This window comes from Paenibacillus sp. VCA1, from assembly GCF_031583795.1.
GTDB lineage: Bacteria > Bacillota > Bacilli > Paenibacillales > Paenibacillaceae > Paenibacillus_AQ > Paenibacillus_AQ albilobatus.
On record NZ_JAVLSX010000005.1, the window covers coordinates 463,639 to 483,573 of the forward strand.

Genomic DNA, 19,935 nt, shown 5'->3' on the forward strand with positions numbered 1-19,935 from the left:
ATTTACCGCAATTTTCTGGAGTGAGAAGGGGCGTGCTCCGTCTAATATGAGGCGAGGCTGACCCTGTCCAGGATAAGACAAGCTGACCCATGGCAACCGACAGGAGCTGAAAAGAGTGGAAAAGGAACTAAAGGCGCTGATGAACGATCGACTGCTAACGGACGGTGCATCGTTTTTCGATGCGGCTCTGGGGGAAGTGAAATATATTGGCGGATTCCAAAACTTTATATACGAATATGAGCGAAGCGGAACTTCATATATTCTCAGGTTCACCCACAGCTCCCATCACGAGATTCATCAAGTTCAGGCCGAATTGGACTGGATTGATTATCTTTCCGGCAGTGGCGTCTCTGTAAGCAAACCGGTCGCTTCCGTGCATGGCCGCATGCTTGAAGTGCTCCAACTGAAGGATTCCTGTTTTATTGTTTCTTCTTTCGAAAAAGCGCCGGGAAAAAAGATATTTTATCCCGAGTGCATGAACAACGATCTCCTCACTGAAGCATGCGGCGAATTGACGGGACGGATCCATGCTTTATCCCAAACGTATGAACCGGTGGGCAGGCTTGCGAGACGGCATCATTGGAATGAAAACTACTATATCAAGCATGCGCGAAAATACATACCTGCGGATCAGCACAAAGTTTGGGCAAACATCGAGCGGTTAATGAAGGAAATGCAAGACTTGGAGCAAGGGGAGCATTACGGTCTGATCCACGGCGACATCAACGTCGGAAACTTTTTCGTGGACGGCGGCCGAATCACCCTTTTTGATTTCGACGAATGCCAATACAGCTGGTTTGTGGAGGACATTGCGATCCAGCTGTTTTATATGATTTACGTTGTGCTGGACGATTCCACACCTGAGCGGCATGAGCAGGCACGAAGATTTATGAGGTTCTTTTTACAAGGTTATGAAAAGCATCATTCGCTGGGCCTTGCATCGCTCAAGCAAATGGAACGGTTTCTACGGCTGCGTGAGTTTATCGTTTACGTCGGCATGCATCGCAGCTTCGACATGACGAAATTGGATGACTGGACGGCCGCATATTTGCGTGAAAGCCGCAGACGTCTGGAGGAAGGGATTCCGATCGTTAGCGATCTTTTTTGACGGGTACTGTCGAGGGAGCGGATTTCATCTTAATCGAAAAGAGGCGGTTATCCATGTTCAAAGCGGTCACTCTCATCGTACGGTTTGTGTTAGAGCTTATCCTCCTTTTTTCTTTAGGTTATTGGGGATTCCATTTGAAGGGGAGCTTCTTCCTGCAGTTTGTGGTCGGCCTTGGACTGCCTGTCGGGGCAGCGATCGTATGGGGGCTGTTTATTTCACCAAAAGCCTCGGGCCGTGTTCCGCTGTTTGCGGTGCTTATCATGGAGGCGGTTTTGTTTGCGGCGGCGGTATTTTGTCTCATCCAATCGGGTTTTACTGTATTTGCGGTCATTTTTGCCGCATTTGCGGTCATCAACCGCTTTATTGTTTTGAAATGGAACATGCAGGAGTTTTGAATCCAAAATGCTGAAAGAAAACGCGGCCTTAAAGGCTGCGTTTTCTATTTAGGGGAATGTTCAATGATATAAATAATTGACGAGCATTTTCGCAAGTTCGTTTTTTATAAGATCGTCGTCGACTTTTTGCGGTGAGAACACGAGCATGTCGACAACGCTGTTGATGGCTTCAAACATAACGATGGACGCTGCCTCGACGTGATCTACCTTTAATTCCTCAGAGTTCATCAGAAGATATTCCAGCGTTTTACGGCGGCCCAGGTCGAACTGCTCGTCCATAAGTAACTGAACTTCCGGATCGGAATGATACATCACCTGCAGTTCTTTGTGAAACCCGGTAAAGACTTGATGGGAGTAAATCAGGCTGTCGATGACCTCGCGAATCATCTCGTGCTTGTTCATGGTACTGAAATTGATTCCGGCAAGATATGCTTCGATCCGTTCCAGAAGCGTGTTGAAGTAGATGGAGAGTGAATCCAGGAATACGGCACGTTTATCCTTGTAATACGAATAAAAGCTCCCGGTGGATACGCCTGCCGCGGCGGCAATTTCCTTGGTATTGGTTCCATGGTAGCCTTTTTCGGAAAAGAGCTTCATGGCAGCCTGCAAAATGGCTTCCTTCGTTTTGATGCCCCGCTCCTGCCGCGGTATTCGGATTTTGGTCGTCTCATTTTCGGTCTCTGTCACTTCAATTTGCCCCCTTCATAATAACGATTGTAGAGGAGAACAAATGGGCTGTCAACGAAAGTTGAACTTTATTTCATGTTTTGTGTTGACAAATATGAACTAGAGTTCATATACTCAAAACATGAATTTAGGTTCACATTTTGTTGAGGAGCGTGAAAGATGAACGGACGAGTAAAAGGAATGATGGCCTTTACGGCCATTTTGCTGGGTTATTTTATGGCGCTGCTGGATACGACGATCGTGAATATCGCCCTTCCGGAGATGATGCGGCATTTCGCCGGCACGGTTTCGGAAATCTCTTGGATCATGAACGGGTACAATCTGGCGTTTGCAGCGTTGATTCTTACGGCATCGCGGCTTGCCGATCAATTCGGGCGGAAGAAAGTTTTTTTATTGGGAGTTGCATTGTTTACGTTGTCCTCCCTGTTTGCCGGATTATCAACATCGCTTGGCATGCTGATCCTGTTCAGAACCATTCAAGGACTGGCAGGCGCGATTATTGTACCGGTCACCATTCCGCTAACCACGACGTCCTTCCCCAAGGAAAAACACGGCATCATCATCGGTTTATGGGGAGCGATCGCCGGGCTTGCCGCTGCCAGCGGGCCTTCGCTCGGGGGAGTGATTACGGAGAAATTGAATTGGCAGTGGATTTTTTATGTGAATGTTCCGCTCGGAGTGCTCAGCATGGTGTTGATCCTGCTGTTTATTCAAGAATCCCGGGATGAATCCGCAGGAAAATCGGTGGATTACGGCGGCATGTTGTCGATTACCGCAGGCATGCTATTGATTACCTATGCATTTATTAAGGCCAATGATTTTGGTTGGGATTCGGGTGAATTTTATGCGTTGATCGGTGCTGGATTGTTATGTATCGTATTATTCTTTTTTGTGCAGCAGCGCGTGAAAGAGCCGATGCTCCCTTTGGCGCTCCTGAAGATTAAAGCGTTTAACGGAACTTCGCTGGCGTTGTTTATCGTTGGAGCGGCATTATCCAATCTGGCATTACTGACCTCTTTTTTCCTAACCCGGGTCATGGGAATGACGGAGCTTAAGGCAGGGCTGGTGTTATCCACCGTAGCTGCAGGATCCATTGTCAGTTCGGCGGTTTCGGGAGGATTGTCGAATAAATGCGGCAGCCGCTGGTTTGGAGCGGTCGGGGCCTTGACGATATGCGGTTCCCTCTATTCCATGAGTTTTCTACATGCGGATTCCCCGCTTGCCGATATTATTCTTCGCTTATTCATAGCCGGAATCGGCGTTGGCATGACGATGGCGCCTGTAATGTCGGCCGGTATACGCCACGTGCCTCAAGAGAAGGTTGGCATTGCGTCAGGAATCATCAATATGGCGAAGTCGATCGGCAGCGTATTAGGAGTGGCCATTATCGTCACCTTGCTGCAGCAAAACCTCAGCGGAGAAATGCAGACCGCCCAGACCCGTGTTCTGGAGCGGGTGAAGGGCGATGTGCTGCTGATGCCATTTGTCAAAGAGGTTCTTGTTGGCGTGATCAACGAACAAGGGAGCCAATTGAGGAATGGATCCGGTAGCGGGATTCAAGAGGAAATGCTGGCCGCAAAGATCATAAAGGATTTGGAGACGGCTGCAGCCACACTGGGGCCGGAGCAGCAAAAGGCATTTGTCTCAGCGCGCGAAAGTCAAACGGAGGAAATAAAGGTGCTGCTCTCAGGTGTGGATGCGGAGCTGAAAAATGCTTCCGTCAAAGGGTTCGGCCAAACATTCATTTACGCGAGTTTCATGTCTCTGCCGGGGATTATTTTTGCATGGATGAGCGATAAGCGCAGGAAGAGAAAAATTCAGAACACATCCGCCGGTTATCGGACGGATTTGGCTTAATTTCATCACCGCGTTCCCGTTTGGAGGTTCAGGTAGCATACTTGAACAGTGACCCGCATGGAAGCATCTTGTGAAAGTGTCTTTATCACCCAGTGTAATCCAAGTATAATGTTATGTAAGGAATTTGCGAAAATCCAAGGCACGACTTTCAATCAGCAATATATTGAGCGAAACGGTTTCGTTCGTCTATATTTAGTTCGTCTATATATTGTACCCGGGAACTGCCGGAATCGAATTTTGCAAAATACTGATGTATGAAAGGGGGCGGTCTTCCTGCCGATAAAACATGAACATAAAGGTTCGGATGTTGATCCAAACCGGAAGATGGACGAAAAATCGAAAGCCCAGCTGGAAATTTTGCGCGAAATCGCCGCCATATTTTGTGCTTTGGACCGGCCGTTTTGGCTTCGCGGAGGTTGGGCCATCGATTTTTTGCTCGGCAGCGTTACGCGTCCCCATGAGGATCTTGATCTTGTGGATTTCGTCGAATGCCGGGATCTGCTGGAGCAGAAGCTTGCCGATGCCGGTTATGAAAGGTTTCCGATCAGCGGGAGACAGACGGATTTTCGAAAAAATGAAACCGATATCCAAGTTTGTTACGTGACCTATACGGAGGACGGCCAAATCATCTTGAACGGACTCCCCGAATGGGTATGGAGGACGGATGCTCTGCAGACCGAGACGCTCAGCCTTTACGGCATCTCGGCACGCGTCCTTAACCCCCGTCAGCTTCTCGAAGAAAAAGAAGTGTATCGGGAGATCGGCAGAATGCCGCGCCCGAAAGATGAGGAAAGCAAAAAGGTGTTGCGCGAGTTGATTGGCAGCATGAAGTGACAACGTGACCCGGTCGGAGGGAGATGGATCCAGGCCGGGCCGTTTTATTTCTGACATCGATGACCGATGCAAGCGGAAGCATTCAAGAAAGAGGTGCCGCATGGCAGTTTCTCAAATCCGAATCATCCCGATCGCAAATCTACCTAAAGGCCAGCAATGCCACCCATTTTCTGAAACTATAGCGCGCAAAAAGAGAAGGAGAAACACAGCGATGCCAACCGTAACCGTTCGAACGGAAACGCAAGCGGATGCCAAGCAAGTCGAGAAGGTGTTGTTTCAAGCTTTCGGCAACCGCGAAGACGAATCCGAATTAGTGAAAAGAATCAGGCAGTCCGAAGGGTTTATCCCCGAACTGTCGCTCGTGGCCGAGCAAAACGGTGAGATCGTCGGCCATATTTTGTTAAGCAAGGCGAAGGTTGTTAACGGGGACCAACAGACCGGCGTGATTGCGCTTGCCCCGCTCGCCGTCGACCCGAAACATCAGAAACAAGGAATCGGCGGGCTTTTGATCCAGGAAGGCGTGGACCGCTGCCGGAAGCTGGGGTATGAGCTTGTGCTGTTAATCGGCCATCCGGCGTATTATCCGAAATTCGGGTTTAAGCCGGCTCGCCCCTACGGCCTCGAATTAAAACAGTTCGACGTTCCCGATGACGTCTTTATGGTTTGTGAGCTACAGGAGGGCGCGCTCGGCCGGATCAAGGGAGAACTCGTGTATCCCGAGGTGTTTTTATGATCGCTTACAATATCTGTTTCATTAGGCAGGAAGACCGGGTGCTGCTGCTGAACCGGAACAAGCCGAGCTGGATGGGGGCATGGAACGGCATCGGAGGCAAAGTAGAGCCCGGCGAAACCCCGAGGGAGTCGATGTTGAGGGAAATGCGGGAAGAGACGGGACTTGTGCCCGTACGGCTCGATTTCAAAGGTTTGGTGACATGGGTCGTGGATGACAAAAAGGTAGGCGGCATGTATGTCTATGCTGCAGAATTGTCCGAGGAGACGAGCTACCCGACCCCGATCGGCACGGAAGAAGGGATTTTGGACTGGAAGGAGCTCGCATGGATATTGCATCCGGAAAACCGCGGCGTGGCTTACAATATTCCAAAAAGCATCGAAAAAATTTTGTACGATGACCGCTGCTACGAGCATATCTGCGTGTATCAAAACGGCGAACTGCTGCAACATGAATCCGTTCCGATCGAGCCGGACATTGAATGGGTCACCGACCCGGCAGAGCTTGCGGCGTTTTTAATGAACAGGAAGAAGGAGCTTTCCTGCTCATTTATCAAAGAAAATGCGACCTAGTACCGCTTTGAGAGGCGTTTGACCGGAATTTGCGTGCGGGGTGATTCTATGAAGAAAACGATACATTGTTCCTTGCTGTTCATGCTGCTGCTCGTTGGATGCAACGACAAGGAAGGCCCGCCCCTCAAGGACGAAGCCACCGTTCCCGATATTCCCGCGGTCGATATGAAGGACGGATTTATCATCTATGATCATCGTTATGATAACATGGACCGCGGCGACCATGATTTCGAGGGAAGGACCGTCATCGATCCGAATTATTACGAACGTCACCCACTCCAGAGGGGAGAAATCATATACTTTCAAAATCCGGACTTCGACCATAAAAAATACCCGAGGATTACCCTTGAAAAAATGAGCATTTCAAGGATTGTGGCCTTGCCGGGAGAAACGATAGAAATTAAAAAAGGGCAAATTTACGTCGATCGCCGCAGGCTCGATTCGTTTTACGGGAAGGCCCACCGGACCGGATCCGATATTGAAGGGTTGAAGAAAGGGCTGGAACAGAAGCCGGATGATCGCATGCGGCAAAATCTCGAACATGCGATTAAGGATCTGGAATCGAATCAGCTGGACGCCTTGCGCGTTCCGGATGGGCATGTATTCGTGATTGGCGACGATTGGTTCCGAAGCTTCGACAGCCGGAATTTCGGCCCTTTACCGATCGATTCGATCCAAGGGAAGGTACTGGGATATCCGGCTCCTCCACCGGCAAAATAACGCTCTTGTCCTTCGCATGCCCTTCGATAAGGCGAATAAGCAGTCCTTATAAAACAAGGGCTGCTTATCCACATCGGTTCGAAGCTATGTATGTTCCGGTTTCATCGTTTTTGGCAGCTTGACCGTAAAAGCCGTTCCTTGTCCGGGTTCGCTTTCGATCTGAATGGAGCCGCCGTGGTTATGTATAATGTTCTGCGTGATCATAAAGCCAAGTCCCGTTCCCGTTTCCTTTGTCGTAAAAAAAGGCTGTCCAAGCTTCTGAACCTGCTCCGGCGTCATGCCGCTGCCTTCGTCCTGCACGCGGATGAGCACTTCTTGCTCCGTGGAATCGACGGACACGCGAATGGTTCCGCTGGCGTCCATGGCGTCCATGCCGTTTTTGAGCAGGTTGATGAACACCTGTTTGAGCTGATTGGTTTCCCCGACGACCCACTGCGAAACATCGGGACTTTCAAACGTAATTTCGATATTTTTTAATGCCGCTTGAACATTCATGAGCGTGATGACCTGATCCAAAACAGGCAGGACGTTGATTGCTTTGTTGACATGGTTTCCTTGAGGTTTGGATAAAACGAGCAGTTCATTCACGATCAGCTCGATCCGCTTCAGCTCCGACTCGATGATCTCAAAATAGGTTTCGGAGCTGCGTTTGGAGGATCTCATCAGCTTCATGAAGCCGTTGATCGACGTCAGCGGATTCCGGATTTCATGCGCGATTCCCGCGGCCAGCTGACCGGCCATCGTCAATTTTTCGGACTGCATCATATGCTCTTCACGTTGTTTTTGATCCGTAATATCCTTAAATACGCCGACGGCGGCATGTTCCCCTTCGTAGGTGATAATAAGGGTAAAACCTTCGACATATTTTTGACGTCCATCCATGCAGTTGATCATATAAATAATGGGATTCAGCGCTTTCCTTACATCATATACTCTCCGGCGTTCTTCGAGCGCCATGTGATAAGATGCATCAACGATCGTATTGGTCGATAAGCCGACAGCTTCGCTTCGATCTTTGGCATGGACCAGTTGAAGCGCGGCGGGATTGGCGTATTGGATGACCCCTTTTTTGGTAATCAAAACGGCAAGCGGCATTTTCTCCAGCAGTTCGTGGTAAGAGTTTTGTATATCAATCAGTGCGAGTTCCGTGGAATGTAGTTTTGTTTCGATTTCCAGCAGCGAGGTGCGGTTTTCGAACTGAACCAGGTAGTGGGGCAAAGGTTCGTTACGGATGAGCGATACATGGACGATGACCGCAAGCTCCCGGCCGGAGAGGTGATTGAGCCTGCATTCGAATTTGCCTGAAGTCATTCGTTCGTTTGGAAGCGATTCGCCGAACCGTTGAATATCTGACAAAAGATCCTTGTATATATGGTCCAGGGGAGCGGTGGAATCGATTTCGTGCTGTGGATGTCCCAAAAGGTCGCATAATGCGGGATTAATCATGATGAAAGTTCCATGGAGCGATATGAGAGCCATTCCAAGCGCAGCGTGCTGAAAGATGGGATCATAATTCCAGACATGATCACGTAGCACTACAAAACTCCTCTCTTTTTTTCCAATTTTTTGTCGGATTGTATCCATATTATAAGCATGACCGGGACGGTCTTCAATGGAAGATTCAAAACTTGTTCGGAATTGAAAAAAATGCTGAAAATAACGGGTTAAATTAGTTCCTTTATCGCAGCGAATCATACGCAAAAAGCATGGTGGAGATCCATTTTCACCTGTATATCAAAGGGTTTTCTCGCTAATTGTCGAATTCAACAAGACATCTATCTTTCCTGAAACGGAGTGAAAAGAGATGGCTTTTGAAAGCATGGAGTCGAGGCTTGCTTCGCTTGGCATCGTTCTTCCGGAGGCAGGCCAGCCGGCGGCCAAATACGTCAATTTTATCCTGCTCAACGGGCTTTTGTTCGTTTCGGGAAAAGGCCCGTCCGGGAACCCGAAAGGAAAGCTGGGGAGCGATTTTTCCACCGAGGAAGGTTACCGGTTCGCCCGGAGCACGGGGCTGGAAATTCTGGCCGTCGTCCAGTCGGCGCTTGGAACGCTGGATAAGGTGAAGCGGGTGGTGAAAATACTAGGTTTCGTCAACGCGGAGCCTCATTTCGCGGAGCATCATCTCGTGCTGAACGGCTGTTCGGACCTGATGATGGACGTGTTTGGCGATTTAGGGAAACATGCGCGCTCCGTCTTCGGAGCGGTGTCGGTACGGGATCATTTACCGATCATTATCGACTCGATCTTTGAAGTCGAGGAATAGAGACAAAAAAAGGTTTATCGAAACAAACGGCAGCCGGAAGACCGAAAGTCTTGTTTTAATATGATCGAAAAAAAGGGGGGGGCTAACTTGGTAGACGAGACGGTAGAGCTTCGTGCGCGAGTCGAACGGATCCCGCTGCTTGCAGGCTGCGGCGAACCGAGACTCATTGCCAAAGGTTTTTCCGAAGATCGAAAATATGTCGTAACGAAAGGACATGAGCGTTTCCTGCTACGGGTTTTCGATCTTCATCAATATCCGCGCAAGGAAATGGAATACAAAGCGCTGGAGCGAATGCGGCAGGAGAACGTTCTTTGTTCAAGGGCTTTGGAGCTGGGGCGCTGGGAAGAAGCAAATTTGGGATACATCGTATTTACGTATATTGACGGGGATGAAGGGGCGGACGTCGTTTGCTCCTATCCGGAGGAAACCCAATATGAAATCGGCTTGGAGGCCGGAGCGGAACTGCTCAAAATCCACCGATATGAGGCGCCGGATTCGGTTGGATCGTGGCATGAGCGGCAAAGGAAAAAACACGAACGGAATAAGGAGCAATATTGGGGCTGCGGCATACGGTTTCCGGGAGACGCCCGATTGCTTGCTTTTATCGAAGAACATCTGGACGCGATGACGGACCGGCCGAACCGGTTTCAGCATGACGATTTTCATTTGGCAAACCTGGTCGTCAAGGATGGGCATTTATCGGGCGTCATTGATTTTAACCGCTGCGATTGGGGAGATCCGATCCATGATTTTTTGAAAATCGGTTTTTTCTCCGCGGACATCAGCACTGCGTTTGCCGTCGGCCAAATCCATGGGTACCATCAGGGCCGGGAGCCGGATGCCGAATTTTGGCGGCTTTATTCCCTGTATTTGGCGATGAACCTGGTGGGTTCGGTTGCCTGGACGCTGAAGGCCCACCCGGATGGATTAAATGATATGTTGGCCAGAATCGGCCGCGTCTTGGAGGAACATCGCAATTTTGAAACGTTGATTCCCGCTTGGTACACAAACCACACAAGAAAGAAGGCATCCACGTGATTACGGTTCATGAAGCGGCGTATGCCGACAAATCGACGCTCCGGAACTTGCTGGAGCTGTACAAATACGATTTCAGCGAATTCGACCCGGAGGATGATCTGAACGAAAACGGCTTATATGAGTATAAGTATCTGGACCATTACTGGACCGAAGAAGGGAGGTTTCCTTATTTGTTCCGGGTTGGCGGCAAGCTGGCGGGTTTTGCGCTGGTACGGCGGACCGGCATGCAGGAAGGCGTTCCCGTGTACGAAATGGCCGAATTTTTTGTTTTGAAAAAATACCGTCGTTCAGGCGCAGGGCAACAGGGGGCGTTCGACGTGTTCGACCGTTTGCCCGGGAAATGGAAGGTTGCCGAAATGGAGACAAACGTGCCTGCGCAGCGATTCTGGCGGAAAGTTATCGAAAGGTATACCGGCGGACGGTACGATGAAATCAGGGAAGACGGCTGGGAAGGTCCGATCCAAGTGTTCGATTCGGGCAGGTCATGATATTTTACGGGGGTGAGATCCATTCAAACGGTCGTTTATATGGTCAGGCATGCGGAGTCGCAATACGTGCCGGGCGAGGAAAAAACAAGAGGGATTTCCGAAAAAGGCAGGTCGGATGCGTTAAAAGTAAAAGAGCTGCTGCAGCGGGAAGAGATCGATGCGTTTTTTTCGAGCCCCTACGTGCGCGCGATCCAAACGCTGGAGCCTGCCGCCCGGGCGGCAGGAAAAGAAATCGCCGTCATCGATGGGCTAAGGGAACGCGCGCTTGCGTCGGATGATATCCACATTCCCGGCGAGCGGTTCGTCGATTTCAAAAAGCGGCTGTACGACGATTTCCGGCATGCCTACCCCGGAGGGGAATCCAACGAAGAAGCGCAGCGCAGAGGCGCGGAAGCTTTCATACAGCTTCTTCGGCTGTATCCGGGCAAGAAACTCGCAATCGGTACGCATGGGGATATCATGACGCTGATTTTGAACTTTTTTGATTCCAAATACGGCTTTGCCTTTTGGAGATCGACATCGATGCCGGATGTGTATAAACTGGTGTTTGAAGATCTTAAACTGACGGAAGTGACAAGATGCTGGGCGGATTGACCGCACGCGTCCGGCATAAGGAGGACTTCCAATGAGCATCTTGATCGTTTTGCTGCTGATCTGCAATCTGGCGGTTTTGCTGAATATCAATCATAAGCTCCCCAAGCGGGATTACGCCCGGGAAGCGCTGGATCGGGATCGGCAGCGGAAGGCGGAAAAGGAGGATCAACATCGATACCCGGAGTAGTCAATCTTTTACGGACGTTTCATACCTGAAAACAGGGAATGCCAAGCAGCGGGAAGCCTTCGAGGCGCTCGGCCGGCTCGGCATTTTCGAAAAGCTGGCCGCCTACGGCCCGGTACTCGCCGGAACGTTTCCGATCGATATCGATGTCGAAGGCAGCGATTTGGATATTATCTGCGAGATGCGGGAACCGGAACCGCTGGAGCGGACGTTGATCACGGCATACGGCACGCTGGAACGGTTTGCGTTAGAACGGGAGCGGCTGCATGGGAGCATCGTCGTCGTGTGCAATTTTAGGTTCGAATCTTGGCCCGTCGAGATATTTGCCCAAAACCGCCCGGTAACGCAGCAAAACGCCTACAAGCACATGGTCGTTGAACAGCGGATTCTGGAGCGGCTTGGTCCGGACTTCCGTGAACACGTCAGGTCATTAAAACGGAGCGGCGTCAAAACGGAGCCGGCATTTGCCAAGCTGCTTGGTCTTAGGGGGGATCCGTATGCGGCGCTGCTTGACATGCATGATTGGAGCGAAGCAGAGTTAGAGCGGTTTCTTGTACATAAAGGATTTGAGAACGCATAGGGGAAGCTGTGCCGGGAAACTTTCAGCCCGGTCGGCTTCTTTTTTTTTCGTTCAGGATTATGCAAAATTGGATTCCGGCCGCTCCCGGGTACAATATATAGACGAACTAAATATAGACGAACGAAACCGTTTCGCTCTTAATATTGCTGTTTGAATGTCGCTCCTTGGATTTTTTTCAAATCCTCCATTGTATACGTTTTCAAATAGCCTGCGGCATCTTATAATCGTTAAGTACAATGGCCCCGCTTGCGGCCGGAACGACATGATAAACAGAGACAAAGGTGGGATGATGTGTGAATGCTTCAAGTGAACGCGCGACGTTGGTGCTTCGGTTTTTCGTGCCGTATGTGCTCATATTGCTCGGGGCTTTGCTATCCGGGTGGTTTGCCTATCATAAAACGTCGTCGCTCTTGGAAACGGAAACGATGAAAAGCAATACGGCGGCGCTCGGACAAATCCGCGAAGCGCTGGACGGGCGTTTTGCCGAAGTGGAGACGATCGCGCAGCAGATGGCCAGCGAATCCAAAATCCAGTCCTTTCAATTCGTCAAAGCCCCGTTCGAGCAAACGAATCCGTTTCGATTATGGGACCTTGAAAAAAGCTTGTTCGATTACCGGATGACCAACCATTTTATCGTCGATTATTTTATCGCTTATAAAAACAGCGGCATGTTCATTTCGCCCCGCAAAGTGTATAACGGCAGTCAGTTTTACGGCCTGCAGCTTCGGTACGAGGGCAAGTCCTATGAGCAGTGGTACAAAGAGCTGTTCAGCCGCTATTATTATAAAACCTATCAGCCCGGCATGCCGGTTCTATATGAAGGAAAACCGTATTCGGTCGTCAGTTACATGCAGTCCTTCGGGGCCAAAGACGGCGGAGGCGTCATTTCGGTGTTGATCGACAACAAGCAAATCCAAGAGATGCTGCGCCATATCGATTCCGAGCAGGGAGGTTTTGCTTATGTCGCGGACCAAAACGGAAACCTGATCAGTTACGTGGGCATGGACCCGACAACCGCAAACATGAAAGCGCTTCCTGTCAAGGAGGGTTTTTCGCAATTTCGCTGGAACGGGAAAAAGATGCTGATTACCCAAACCACTTCCCGGTATAACGGCTGGACCTATGTATCCGCGCAGCCGGAGGCGGTCGTGCTGGCAAAGGCCAATTATATCAAAGAGCTGACGTTGACCGTGTTCATGCTGGCGATGGGCGCAGGGCTCGTATTTGCCGCATTGCTGGCATACCGGAGCAGCAGGCCCGTGTTTAAAATGCTCCAGCTGCTGCCGCTGAAGCCCGCGGGCAGCAAAAAACGCCCGCTTGGCAACGTGATGGACGACATCCGCAGCTCCGTTTCCGCACTGGTGGAAAGCCATGGCGAACTGAGCAGCAGGCTGGAGGCGCAGGTGCCGATGCTGCGCAACGTGTTTTTCGAGCGGCTGCTGCAAGGCGGCTTTACATCAATGGATGAGGTTGAAGCGGCTATGGAGCATGCCCGGATAGAGCTAAAGGGGCATTATTTTGCTGCGGCGGCCATTCAAATCCGGGGTTACCATGCCCCGTACAACGAGGAAATGCTGACGGAGCTGGACATCGTGAAGCTGAACGTCCGCGATAGGATCGGAACGATCGGAGCGGATCAGCAGGCGCTCGCACAGGTTCATGATTTGGGGGAAAACAAGCTGGCTTTGCTTTTTCACGGGGAAGGGGCTGCGCCGGATGCTTTTATGAATGGCCTTCAACGGCAGATCTCGCAATTAGGCGATCATTGGAAGCAGGCCAGCCATTCGGGGCTTTGGATCGCCGTCGGCACCTGCCAAACGAGATTGACGGAGGTGTACCGTTCCTACGGCGAAGCGGAATTTCTTCTCGTGCATGCGGCTTGGAGCGAACGCCAGCCGGTGCTGTTTTACGACGAAGCCGAGGTGCCGCCGCCCGTCTATTTTTACCCGTCCGACGTGGAACAGCGGCTGATCCAGCTCGTGAGGTCAGGCAACAAGCCGGAAACGGCCCGGCTGATCGCGCAAATCCGGGAGGAAAACGACGGCGGACGTCCGCTTCCGGTCGTCGCCCAAAAGCTGCTGGCCCAGGAGCTGTGCGGAACGCTGATGAAATGCTGCGAGCTTTCACCGGCAAGCGAGGACATGCTGTCCGAAGAGATGAAGGTGGTGCTGGAGGTATCCGATTCCGAATTGCCGCCGGACGAAGCGGTGCACAAGCTTTTTCAAGCATTGATGCAGCTGTGCCGCAAGCATGAGGAACGGAAACGCAGCCATAACGATTCGCTGACAAGCAAGCTGATGTCGTATATCGACAACCATTTTTCGGACCCGGACATAAGCCTGGCTATGCTCGCCAAGGAAGCCCGGAATTCGGAAGCGTACGTTTCTTATTTTTTCAAGGAGCAGACCGGAATGAACTTTTCCGATTATTTGGAGCATGTCCGCATGGAAGAGGCCAAACGGCTGCTCATCGGCAGCGCCCTTCCCGTCAGCGACATCGCGGTCCGGACCGGTTATTTGTCGCTCAATTCGTTCAGCCGGGCCTTTAAACGGGCGAACGGCGTCAGCGCGACCGAATACCGGAAGGTACATCAGCCGCGCGAGGCATAATGGAAGAAACGGCGGCCGGCAGCGGACTTTTCTTAATAAAAGAATACTTCCGAAAAACGGAATAATGCCTTTTCTAAAGCACGGAATAACCGCCAAAACATGCAGATTTACGGACTTAAGCGCTTTCAATTAAGCTGTGGTCACCGGCCGGATTTTCCATCCAAAACGAAGGGGGTGACCAAGCTGAATCTTTGGAAAGACATCGCACGCAAATGGCAGCTGTACGCTTTGTTTGCGTTGCCGCTGATTTACATCATCGTATTTAAATACGTGCCGATGTACGGAGCGCAAATTGCATTTAAGGATTTTAACGTGACCAAAGGCATCGCCGGCAGCCCGTGGGTCGGATTCGCGCAGTTTGAGCGTTTTTTCCACTCGCATGAATTTTGGAGGCTGCTGCGGAACACGCTCGTGGTCAGCTTTTATGCGCTGCTCGCAAGTTTTCCGTTCCCGATCATACTGGCGCTCGGTCTCAATTACGTCAAAAACGAACGCTTCAAAAAGTCGGTCCAAATGATCACGTACGCGCCGTATTTTATATCGTTGGTCGTTCTGGTGGGCCTTCTGCTGCAGTTCCTCGATCCGCGGACGGGGCTCATCAATACGCTGCTCGGTTGGTTCGGGCTCGGTCCGTACCATTTTATGGCGCAGGCGTCGTGGTTCAAATCGATTTACGTTTGGTCGCATGTATGGCAAAACACGGGGTTTGCCTGCATCATTTATTTGGCGGCGCTGTCCGGCATCGACCCGGCGCTGCATGAAGCGGCCGTCATGGACGGCGCGACCAAGGTTCAGCGGATGCGTCATATCGATTTGCCCGGCATTCTCCCGATCGCGGTCATTTTGCTCATTTTGAACACGGGACAAATGCTGGAGACGGGCTTCGAGAAAATTTTGCTCATGCAAAACCCGCTCAATCTGCGCACCTCGGAAGTGATCGACACATACGTCTATAAGGTGGGGCTTGTCTCGCAGGCGATGAATTTCTCTTATGCGACGGCCATCGGCCTGTTTAAAGCGGTGATCGGATTCATCCTGCTGATCATCGTCAATCAGACGGCGAAGCAATTGAAGCAGGAAAGCTTATGGTAGAAAGGCGGCGGAACTATGCATGCAATGAAAATAAAAGAAGCCGGCGCTGACCGTCTGTTTACGATCGTGAATTATTGCGTGTTGACGCTTGTCATGCTAATCGTGCTGTACCCGCTTGTGTATGTTGTAAGCGCTTCATTCAGCTCGAGCAGCGCCGTTTTGTCGGGACGCGTGTGGTTGTGGCCGGTCGAACCGACGCTGGACGGGTACCGGGCCGTGTTCAAAAACACGATGGTCGTGCGCAGTTTCATGAACACCATTTTTTATACGGTGGCCGGAACGGGCATCAATTTGTTATTCACGGTTTTGGCGGCCTATCCGCTGTCCAGGGGCGATTTTCGCGGACGGAATCTGTTCATGCTGCTGTTCGTGTTTACGATGATGTTCAGCGGGGGGCTGATCCCGACATACCTGCTTGTCAAAGATTTGGGCATGATCGACACCGTCTGGTCCATGTTGATTCCGGGGGCGCTTTCCGTATGGAACGTCATCATCATGCGCACCTATTTCCAGACGACGATACCCGGCGAATTGCTGGAGGCCTCCCAGCTGGACGGCTGTTCGGACTTTCGTTTTTTGCTCCGGATCGTGCTGCCGCTATCGGGGCCGATTCTGGCGGTGATCGCTTTGTTTTATGCCGTGGGGCATTGGAACCAGTATTTTAACGCGATGATTTTCCTCAAAAGGGCGGAATTGTATCCGCTGCAGTTGATCCTTCGCGACATTCTCGTCCAAAACGAGATCAATATCGACATGCTCGGGGACGCCAAAACGGCCGCTGCGCGCCAGGGACTCCGGGAGCTGCTCAAATATTCGCTGATCGTCGTCACATCCGTGCCGCTTCTGGTGGTGTACCCGTTCGTGCAGAAGTTTTTCGTCAAAGGCGTCATGATCGGTTCATTAAAAGGATAGACGCAAAGCCAACTTTGAAATCGATGGAGGGGTGTTATGTATAAAAAGCTGAACAAAATCATGGGGCTTCTCATCGCTGCCGGTATGCTGCTCGCAGGCTGCTCCGGAGGCGCGAAAGAGGGGAGCGCGGATACGAAGGGAAGCAACCAGCCCGCTGCAGATACTGTGGAGCTGACGCCGCCGGGGACCTACCCGCTCGTCAAAGAAAAAACGACGCTCAAAATCATGGTGCGCGGCAACCCGCTGGTGGAAAATTTCGAGACCAACGAGTTTACCAAATGGTATGAGGAAAAGACGAACGTCCATATCGAATGGGAGGTCGTTCCGGAGCAAAGCATGCAGGAGAAGCTTAACCTGGTGCTGGCAAGCGAGGATTACCCCGACGTGATCATGGGCCTGAACGTCTCGCCGACCCAGCAGATGATCTACGGCTCCCAAGGCGCTTTTGTTCCATTAAACGATTTGATCGAGAAGCAGGGCGTCCAAACGAAAAAAATGTTCGCGGATAACCCGGAAATCAAAGAGACGATTACGGCGACCGACGGCAACATATACGCGCTGCCTGAAGTCAATGACTGCTACCACTGCTCCATGAGCCAAAAAATGTGGATTTACGAGCCGTGGCTGAAAAAACTGGGGCTTGAAATGCCAAAAACGACCGACGACCTCTATAACGTGCTGAAGGCGTTCAAGGAAAAAGACCCGAACGGCAACGGGAAAAAGGACGAAATCCCGCTGTCCATTACGCAAAAATCATGGCGTTCGACCATCGACGCGTTCCTGATGAACTCTTTTATTTATAATCCGGTGTATGGATCAAGCAGCAAGCATATGTTCATAAAGGACGGCAAACTGGACGTGGCCTTCAACAAGCCGGAATGGCGCGAGGGTTTGCGGTACCTGAACAAGCTGTACAAGGAAGGGCTCATTGCTCCGGAATCCTTCACCCAGGACGAAAACCAGCTGATTCAACAGGGGGAGAATCCGGGTACGGTCATCTTGGGGGCATCCACGGGCGGACATGAAGGCGTATTCACGCAGCTTATGGGAGACAGCGGACGCTGGAAGGAATACAAAGCGGTTCCGCCGTTAAAAGGACCGGGAGGCGTGCAGTATGCCGCCGTCGACACGACGGCTTTGACGCCGGGCGCATTCATCATCACCAAAAAAGCCAAAAATCCGGAGCTGGCGCTTCGCTGGGCCGACGGGCTGTACGAGAAAGAGATGACGCTGCGCAGCGTGTACGGACGTCCGGATCAGGAATGGCGCGACGCCAAGGAAGGCGAGATCGGCATCAACGGCAAGCCGGCGGTATGGTCGGAGCTCAAGTCCTACGGTACGGTGCAAAACGTAAACTGGGCGCAAACGGGCCCGGCGCTGCGTACGAACGATTTTCGTTTGTCGGCCGTCGCAAAAGGTGACGACGATTTAGAGGTAATTCTATACAACGAGACGAAGAATAAATATGAGCCGTATCAGCCGAAGGATGTCAGCACGGTGCCGCCGCTGTTCCTGACGAACGAACAGGCGTCCGAGATCGCCGATTTGGCGAAAACGATCAATGACTACGTGGATGAAATGATCGCCCGCTTCGTCATCGGCGATGCCAGCCTGGATTCGGATTGGGACAGCTATGTCAGCCAGCTTGACGCGATGAACCTGAAGCGCTACCTGGAAATTTACCAGACGGCTTACGACGAAAAGAACAAAAAATAAACCTATATAAGTTGAACTAAAGAAACGTGACAAGGAATAGGCAAAAGGGGGAAATGATTCTGAAGAAGCGAAGCGTTCGCCTTTGTGAGCGGATTTCGACCATGAATGAGTTAAATCAAAGAAATCTGGGAGCAACAGCGATCGAAAGAACATTTCACCCGGCTGCCTTCATCCGCACAAAATATTGGTTCAACTTATATAACAAACGGAGGTAATACGACATGAATCCGCGTTTCGAACGAACGCTTCCGCTGATGAACGACCGTTTCGGCCTTTTCATCCACTGGGGGTTGTATGCGATTCCAGCCAGAGGGGAATGGGTGCGAAGCCAGGAGCGGATCACCAACGAGCAATACCAGCCGTATTTCGAAGAGTTTAACCCGGTGCTTTACGATCCGAAGAGCTGGGCCAAAGCGGCCAAAGCCGCCGGACAGCGATATGCGGTGCTGACCACGAAACATCATGACGGTTTTTGCCTGTTCGACAGCCAGCTGACCGAATACAAAGCGACGAATACGCCGGCGGGGCGGGACCTCGTACGCGAATATGTGGACGCATTCCGTGAAGAGGGGCTGAAGGTCGGTTTCTATTATTCCTTGATCGATTGGTATCATGACGATTATCCGGCTTATGGCGACCGTCAGCATCCGATGCGCGACAACGAAGCTTACAAGGACAAAAAGATCGATTTCGACCGTTACCTCGACTATATGCACGGCCAGGTGCGGGAGCTGCTGACCAACTACGGCAAAATCGATATCATGTGGTTCGATTTTTCTTACGACGACATGACGGGAGAGAAATGGCGCGCGACCGAGCTTATCCAGATGATCCGTTCCTTGCAGCCGGATATCGTGATCGATAACCGGCTCGGCGGCAACATCATGGCGTCGGAGCCTGAAGTGTACGCCGGGGATTTCTTCTCGCCGGAGCAGATCATTCCGCCGCAGGGCATCGTCAATTCGGCCGGCGAGCCGATTCCGTGGGAAGCGTGCATTACGCTGAACGACCATTGGGGATACCATGCGACCGACCGGAATTACAAATCCCCGCGCCAGGTTATCCGTGCGCTCGTCGAATGCGTCAGCAAAAACGGCAACCTGCTTCTGAACGTCGGCCCGGATGCCAAAGGCGAAATCCCGAAGGAATCGCTTGAAATTTTGGATACGGTCGGCGAGTGGCTGCGCCGCAACGGCGACAGCATCTACGGCTGCGGCATCGCCAAGCTGCCGAAACCGGAGTGGGGCCGCTACACCCAACGCGGCAACAAGCTGTATGCGCATGTGTTCGACCGGGGCATCGGGCCGATCTATTTCCAGGGCTTAAAAGGAAAGATCAAAAAAGCCCGCCTGCTTGCGGACGGCAGCGAGCTGCATGTGCATACGCCATGGATGGCGGACCAATATTCGGATACGGAAAGCGGCGCGTTCATCCACATTACCGGAGGAGATTTGCCGGATGAGCTCGATACGGTCATTGAGCTTGAACTGACGGAGGAAATATAAACCGTTGAACCGTCTTCTGAGCTATTGATATCTTTACCGAAAGGGTGGATG

At 51.4% G+C, this 19,935-nt stretch carries 20 protein-coding genes; 18 read left to right on the forward strand and 2 right to left on the reverse strand.

The window, feature by feature from the left end; all coding sequences use genetic code 11:
• Positions 1-115: 115 nt before the first annotated feature.
• A complete protein-coding gene (locus RJP21_RS14070; RefSeq protein ID WP_310859796.1) occupies positions 116-1,108 on the forward strand; it encodes a phosphotransferase enzyme family protein in 993 nt (330 codons plus the stop codon).
• A gap of 53 nt (positions 1,109-1,161) precedes the next feature.
• The gene (locus RJP21_RS14075) at positions 1,162-1,503 is read left to right on the forward strand and encodes a YrdB family protein (protein ID WP_310859797.1); all 342 of its coding nucleotides are present in this window, start codon (positions 1,162-1,164) and stop codon (positions 1,501-1,503) included.
• A 60-nt stretch (positions 1,504-1,563) separates the two neighbouring features.
• Here the strand turns inward: RJP21_RS14075 and RJP21_RS14080 are convergent, their stop codons facing one another.
• Complete coding sequence (locus tag RJP21_RS14080) at positions 1,564-2,190, reverse strand: TetR/AcrR family transcriptional regulator (protein ID WP_310859798.1); 627 nt, start codon at positions 2,188-2,190, stop codon at positions 1,564-1,566.
• A gap of 159 nt (positions 2,191-2,349) precedes the next feature.
• Here RJP21_RS14080 and RJP21_RS14085 point away from each other — a divergent pair, with 159 nt between their 5' ends.
• From RJP21_RS14085 to lepB, 5 genes are all read left to right on the forward strand, one after another.
• The gene (locus RJP21_RS14085; protein ID WP_310859799.1) at positions 2,350-4,047 is read left to right on the forward strand and encodes an MFS transporter; all 1,698 of its coding nucleotides are present in this window, start codon (positions 2,350-2,352) and stop codon (positions 4,045-4,047) included.
• A 324-nt stretch (positions 4,048-4,371) separates the two neighbouring features.
• Positions 4,372-4,881: a nucleotidyltransferase domain-containing protein gene (locus tag RJP21_RS14090; protein ID WP_310859800.1), complete on the forward strand. Its 510-nt coding sequence runs from the start codon at positions 4,372-4,374 to the stop codon at positions 4,879-4,881.
• A gap of 211 nt (positions 4,882-5,092) precedes the next feature.
• Positions 5,093-5,614, forward strand: coding sequence for a GNAT family N-acetyltransferase (locus RJP21_RS14095; RefSeq protein WP_310859801.1), 522 nt, complete (start codon positions 5,093-5,095; stop codon positions 5,612-5,614).
• Positions 5,611-6,183: an NUDIX hydrolase gene (locus tag RJP21_RS14100; RefSeq protein WP_310859802.1), complete on the forward strand. Its 573-nt coding sequence runs from the start codon at positions 5,611-5,613 to the stop codon at positions 6,181-6,183. The genes RJP21_RS14095 and RJP21_RS14100 overlap by 4 nt, the downstream gene beginning before the upstream one ends.
• Positions 6,184-6,231: 48 nt before the next feature.
• The gene (gene lepB, locus RJP21_RS14105) at positions 6,232-6,903 is read left to right on the forward strand and encodes a signal peptidase I (RefSeq protein WP_310859803.1); all 672 of its coding nucleotides are present in this window, start codon (positions 6,232-6,234) and stop codon (positions 6,901-6,903) included.
• Positions 6,904-6,987: 84 nt separating this feature from the next.
• On the opposite strand, the gene RJP21_RS14110 is transcribed toward lepB, so the two are convergent.
• A complete protein-coding gene (locus RJP21_RS14110; protein WP_397386215.1) occupies positions 6,988-8,487 on the reverse strand; it encodes an ATP-binding protein in 1,500 nt (499 codons plus the stop codon).
• Positions 8,488-8,707: 220 nt separating this feature from the next.
• On the opposite strand from RJP21_RS14110, the gene RJP21_RS14115 reads away from it, so the two are divergent.
• From RJP21_RS14115 to RJP21_RS14165, 11 genes are all read left to right on the forward strand, one after another.
• Entirely contained in the window at positions 8,708-9,166 is a 459-nt protein-coding gene (locus RJP21_RS14115) for a RidA family protein (RefSeq protein WP_310859805.1), read from the forward strand.
• An 87-nt stretch (positions 9,167-9,253) separates the two neighbouring features.
• On the forward strand, positions 9,254-10,204 hold the full coding sequence (locus RJP21_RS14120) for an aminoglycoside phosphotransferase family protein (RefSeq protein WP_310859806.1): 951 nt from the start codon (positions 9,254-9,256) through the stop codon (positions 10,202-10,204).
• Complete coding sequence (locus RJP21_RS14125) at positions 10,201-10,692, forward strand: GNAT family N-acetyltransferase (RefSeq protein ID WP_310859807.1); 492 nt, start codon at positions 10,201-10,203, stop codon at positions 10,690-10,692. The genes RJP21_RS14120 and RJP21_RS14125 overlap by 4 nt, the downstream gene beginning before the upstream one ends.
• Positions 10,693-10,704: 12 nt before the next feature.
• Positions 10,705-11,286, forward strand: a complete 582-nt coding sequence (locus RJP21_RS14130) for a histidine phosphatase family protein (RefSeq protein WP_310859808.1) — start codon at positions 10,705-10,707, stop codon at positions 11,284-11,286.
• A 31-nt stretch (positions 11,287-11,317) separates the two neighbouring features.
• Entirely contained in the window at positions 11,318-11,473 is a 156-nt protein-coding gene (locus RJP21_RS14135) for a hypothetical protein (protein ID WP_201452066.1), read from the forward strand.
• Positions 11,474-11,498: 25 nt separating this feature from the next.
• Entirely contained in the window at positions 11,499-12,050 is a 552-nt protein-coding gene (locus tag RJP21_RS14140; protein ID WP_310859901.1) for a DUF4269 domain-containing protein, read from the forward strand.
• A gap of 293 nt (positions 12,051-12,343) precedes the next feature.
• On the forward strand, positions 12,344-14,659 hold the full coding sequence (locus RJP21_RS14145) for a helix-turn-helix domain-containing protein (RefSeq protein ID WP_310859809.1): 2,316 nt from the start codon (positions 12,344-12,346) through the stop codon (positions 14,657-14,659).
• A 219-nt stretch (positions 14,660-14,878) separates the two neighbouring features.
• Positions 14,879-15,751, forward strand: a complete 873-nt coding sequence (locus tag RJP21_RS14150) for an ABC transporter permease (protein ID WP_310859902.1) — start codon at positions 14,879-14,881, stop codon at positions 15,749-15,751.
• 15 nt (positions 15,752-15,766) lie between these two features.
• On the forward strand, positions 15,767-16,663 hold the full coding sequence (locus tag RJP21_RS14155; protein ID WP_310859810.1) for a carbohydrate ABC transporter permease: 897 nt from the start codon (positions 15,767-15,769) through the stop codon (positions 16,661-16,663).
• 36 nt (positions 16,664-16,699) lie between these two features.
• Positions 16,700-18,379, forward strand: coding sequence for an ABC transporter substrate-binding protein (locus tag RJP21_RS14160; RefSeq protein WP_310859811.1), 1,680 nt, complete (start codon positions 16,700-16,702; stop codon positions 18,377-18,379).
• Between the two features lie 221 nt (positions 18,380-18,600).
• Positions 18,601-19,884, forward strand: coding sequence for an alpha-L-fucosidase (locus tag RJP21_RS14165; protein WP_310859812.1), 1,284 nt, complete (start codon positions 18,601-18,603; stop codon positions 19,882-19,884).
• Positions 19,885-19,935 lie beyond the last annotated feature (51 nt).

Coding starts and splice junctions, on each gene's coding strand:
- RJP21_RS14135 (WP_201452066.1), top strand. CDS start 11,318: ATGAGCATCTTGATCGTTTTGCTGCTGATCTGCAATCTGGCGGTTTTG.
- RJP21_RS14165 (WP_310859812.1), top strand. CDS start 18,601: ATGAATCCGCGTTTCGAACGAACGCTTCCGCTGATGAACGACCGTTTC.
- RJP21_RS14160 (WP_310859811.1), top strand. CDS start 16,700: ATGTATAAAAAGCTGAACAAAATCATGGGGCTTCTCATCGCTGCCGGT.
- RJP21_RS14115 (WP_310859805.1), top strand. CDS start 8,708: ATGGCTTTTGAAAGCATGGAGTCGAGGCTTGCTTCGCTTGGCATCGTT.
- RJP21_RS14085 (WP_310859799.1), top strand. CDS start 2,350: ATGAACGGACGAGTAAAAGGAATGATGGCCTTTACGGCCATTTTGCTG.
- RJP21_RS14075 (WP_310859797.1), top strand. CDS start 1,162: ATGTTCAAAGCGGTCACTCTCATCGTACGGTTTGTGTTAGAGCTTATC.
- lepB (WP_310859803.1), top strand. CDS start 6,232: ATGAAGAAAACGATACATTGTTCCTTGCTGTTCATGCTGCTGCTCGTT.
- RJP21_RS14095 (WP_310859801.1), top strand. CDS start 5,093: ATGCCAACCGTAACCGTTCGAACGGAAACGCAAGCGGATGCCAAGCAA.
- RJP21_RS14110 (WP_397386215.1), bottom strand. CDS start 8,487: ATGGATACAATCCGACAAAAAATTGGAAAAAAAGAGAGGAGTTTTGTA.
- RJP21_RS14100 (WP_310859802.1), top strand. CDS start 5,611: ATGATCGCTTACAATATCTGTTTCATTAGGCAGGAAGACCGGGTGCTG.
- RJP21_RS14155 (WP_310859810.1), top strand. CDS start 15,767: ATGCATGCAATGAAAATAAAAGAAGCCGGCGCTGACCGTCTGTTTACG.
- RJP21_RS14090 (WP_310859800.1), top strand. CDS start 4,372: ATGGACGAAAAATCGAAAGCCCAGCTGGAAATTTTGCGCGAAATCGCC.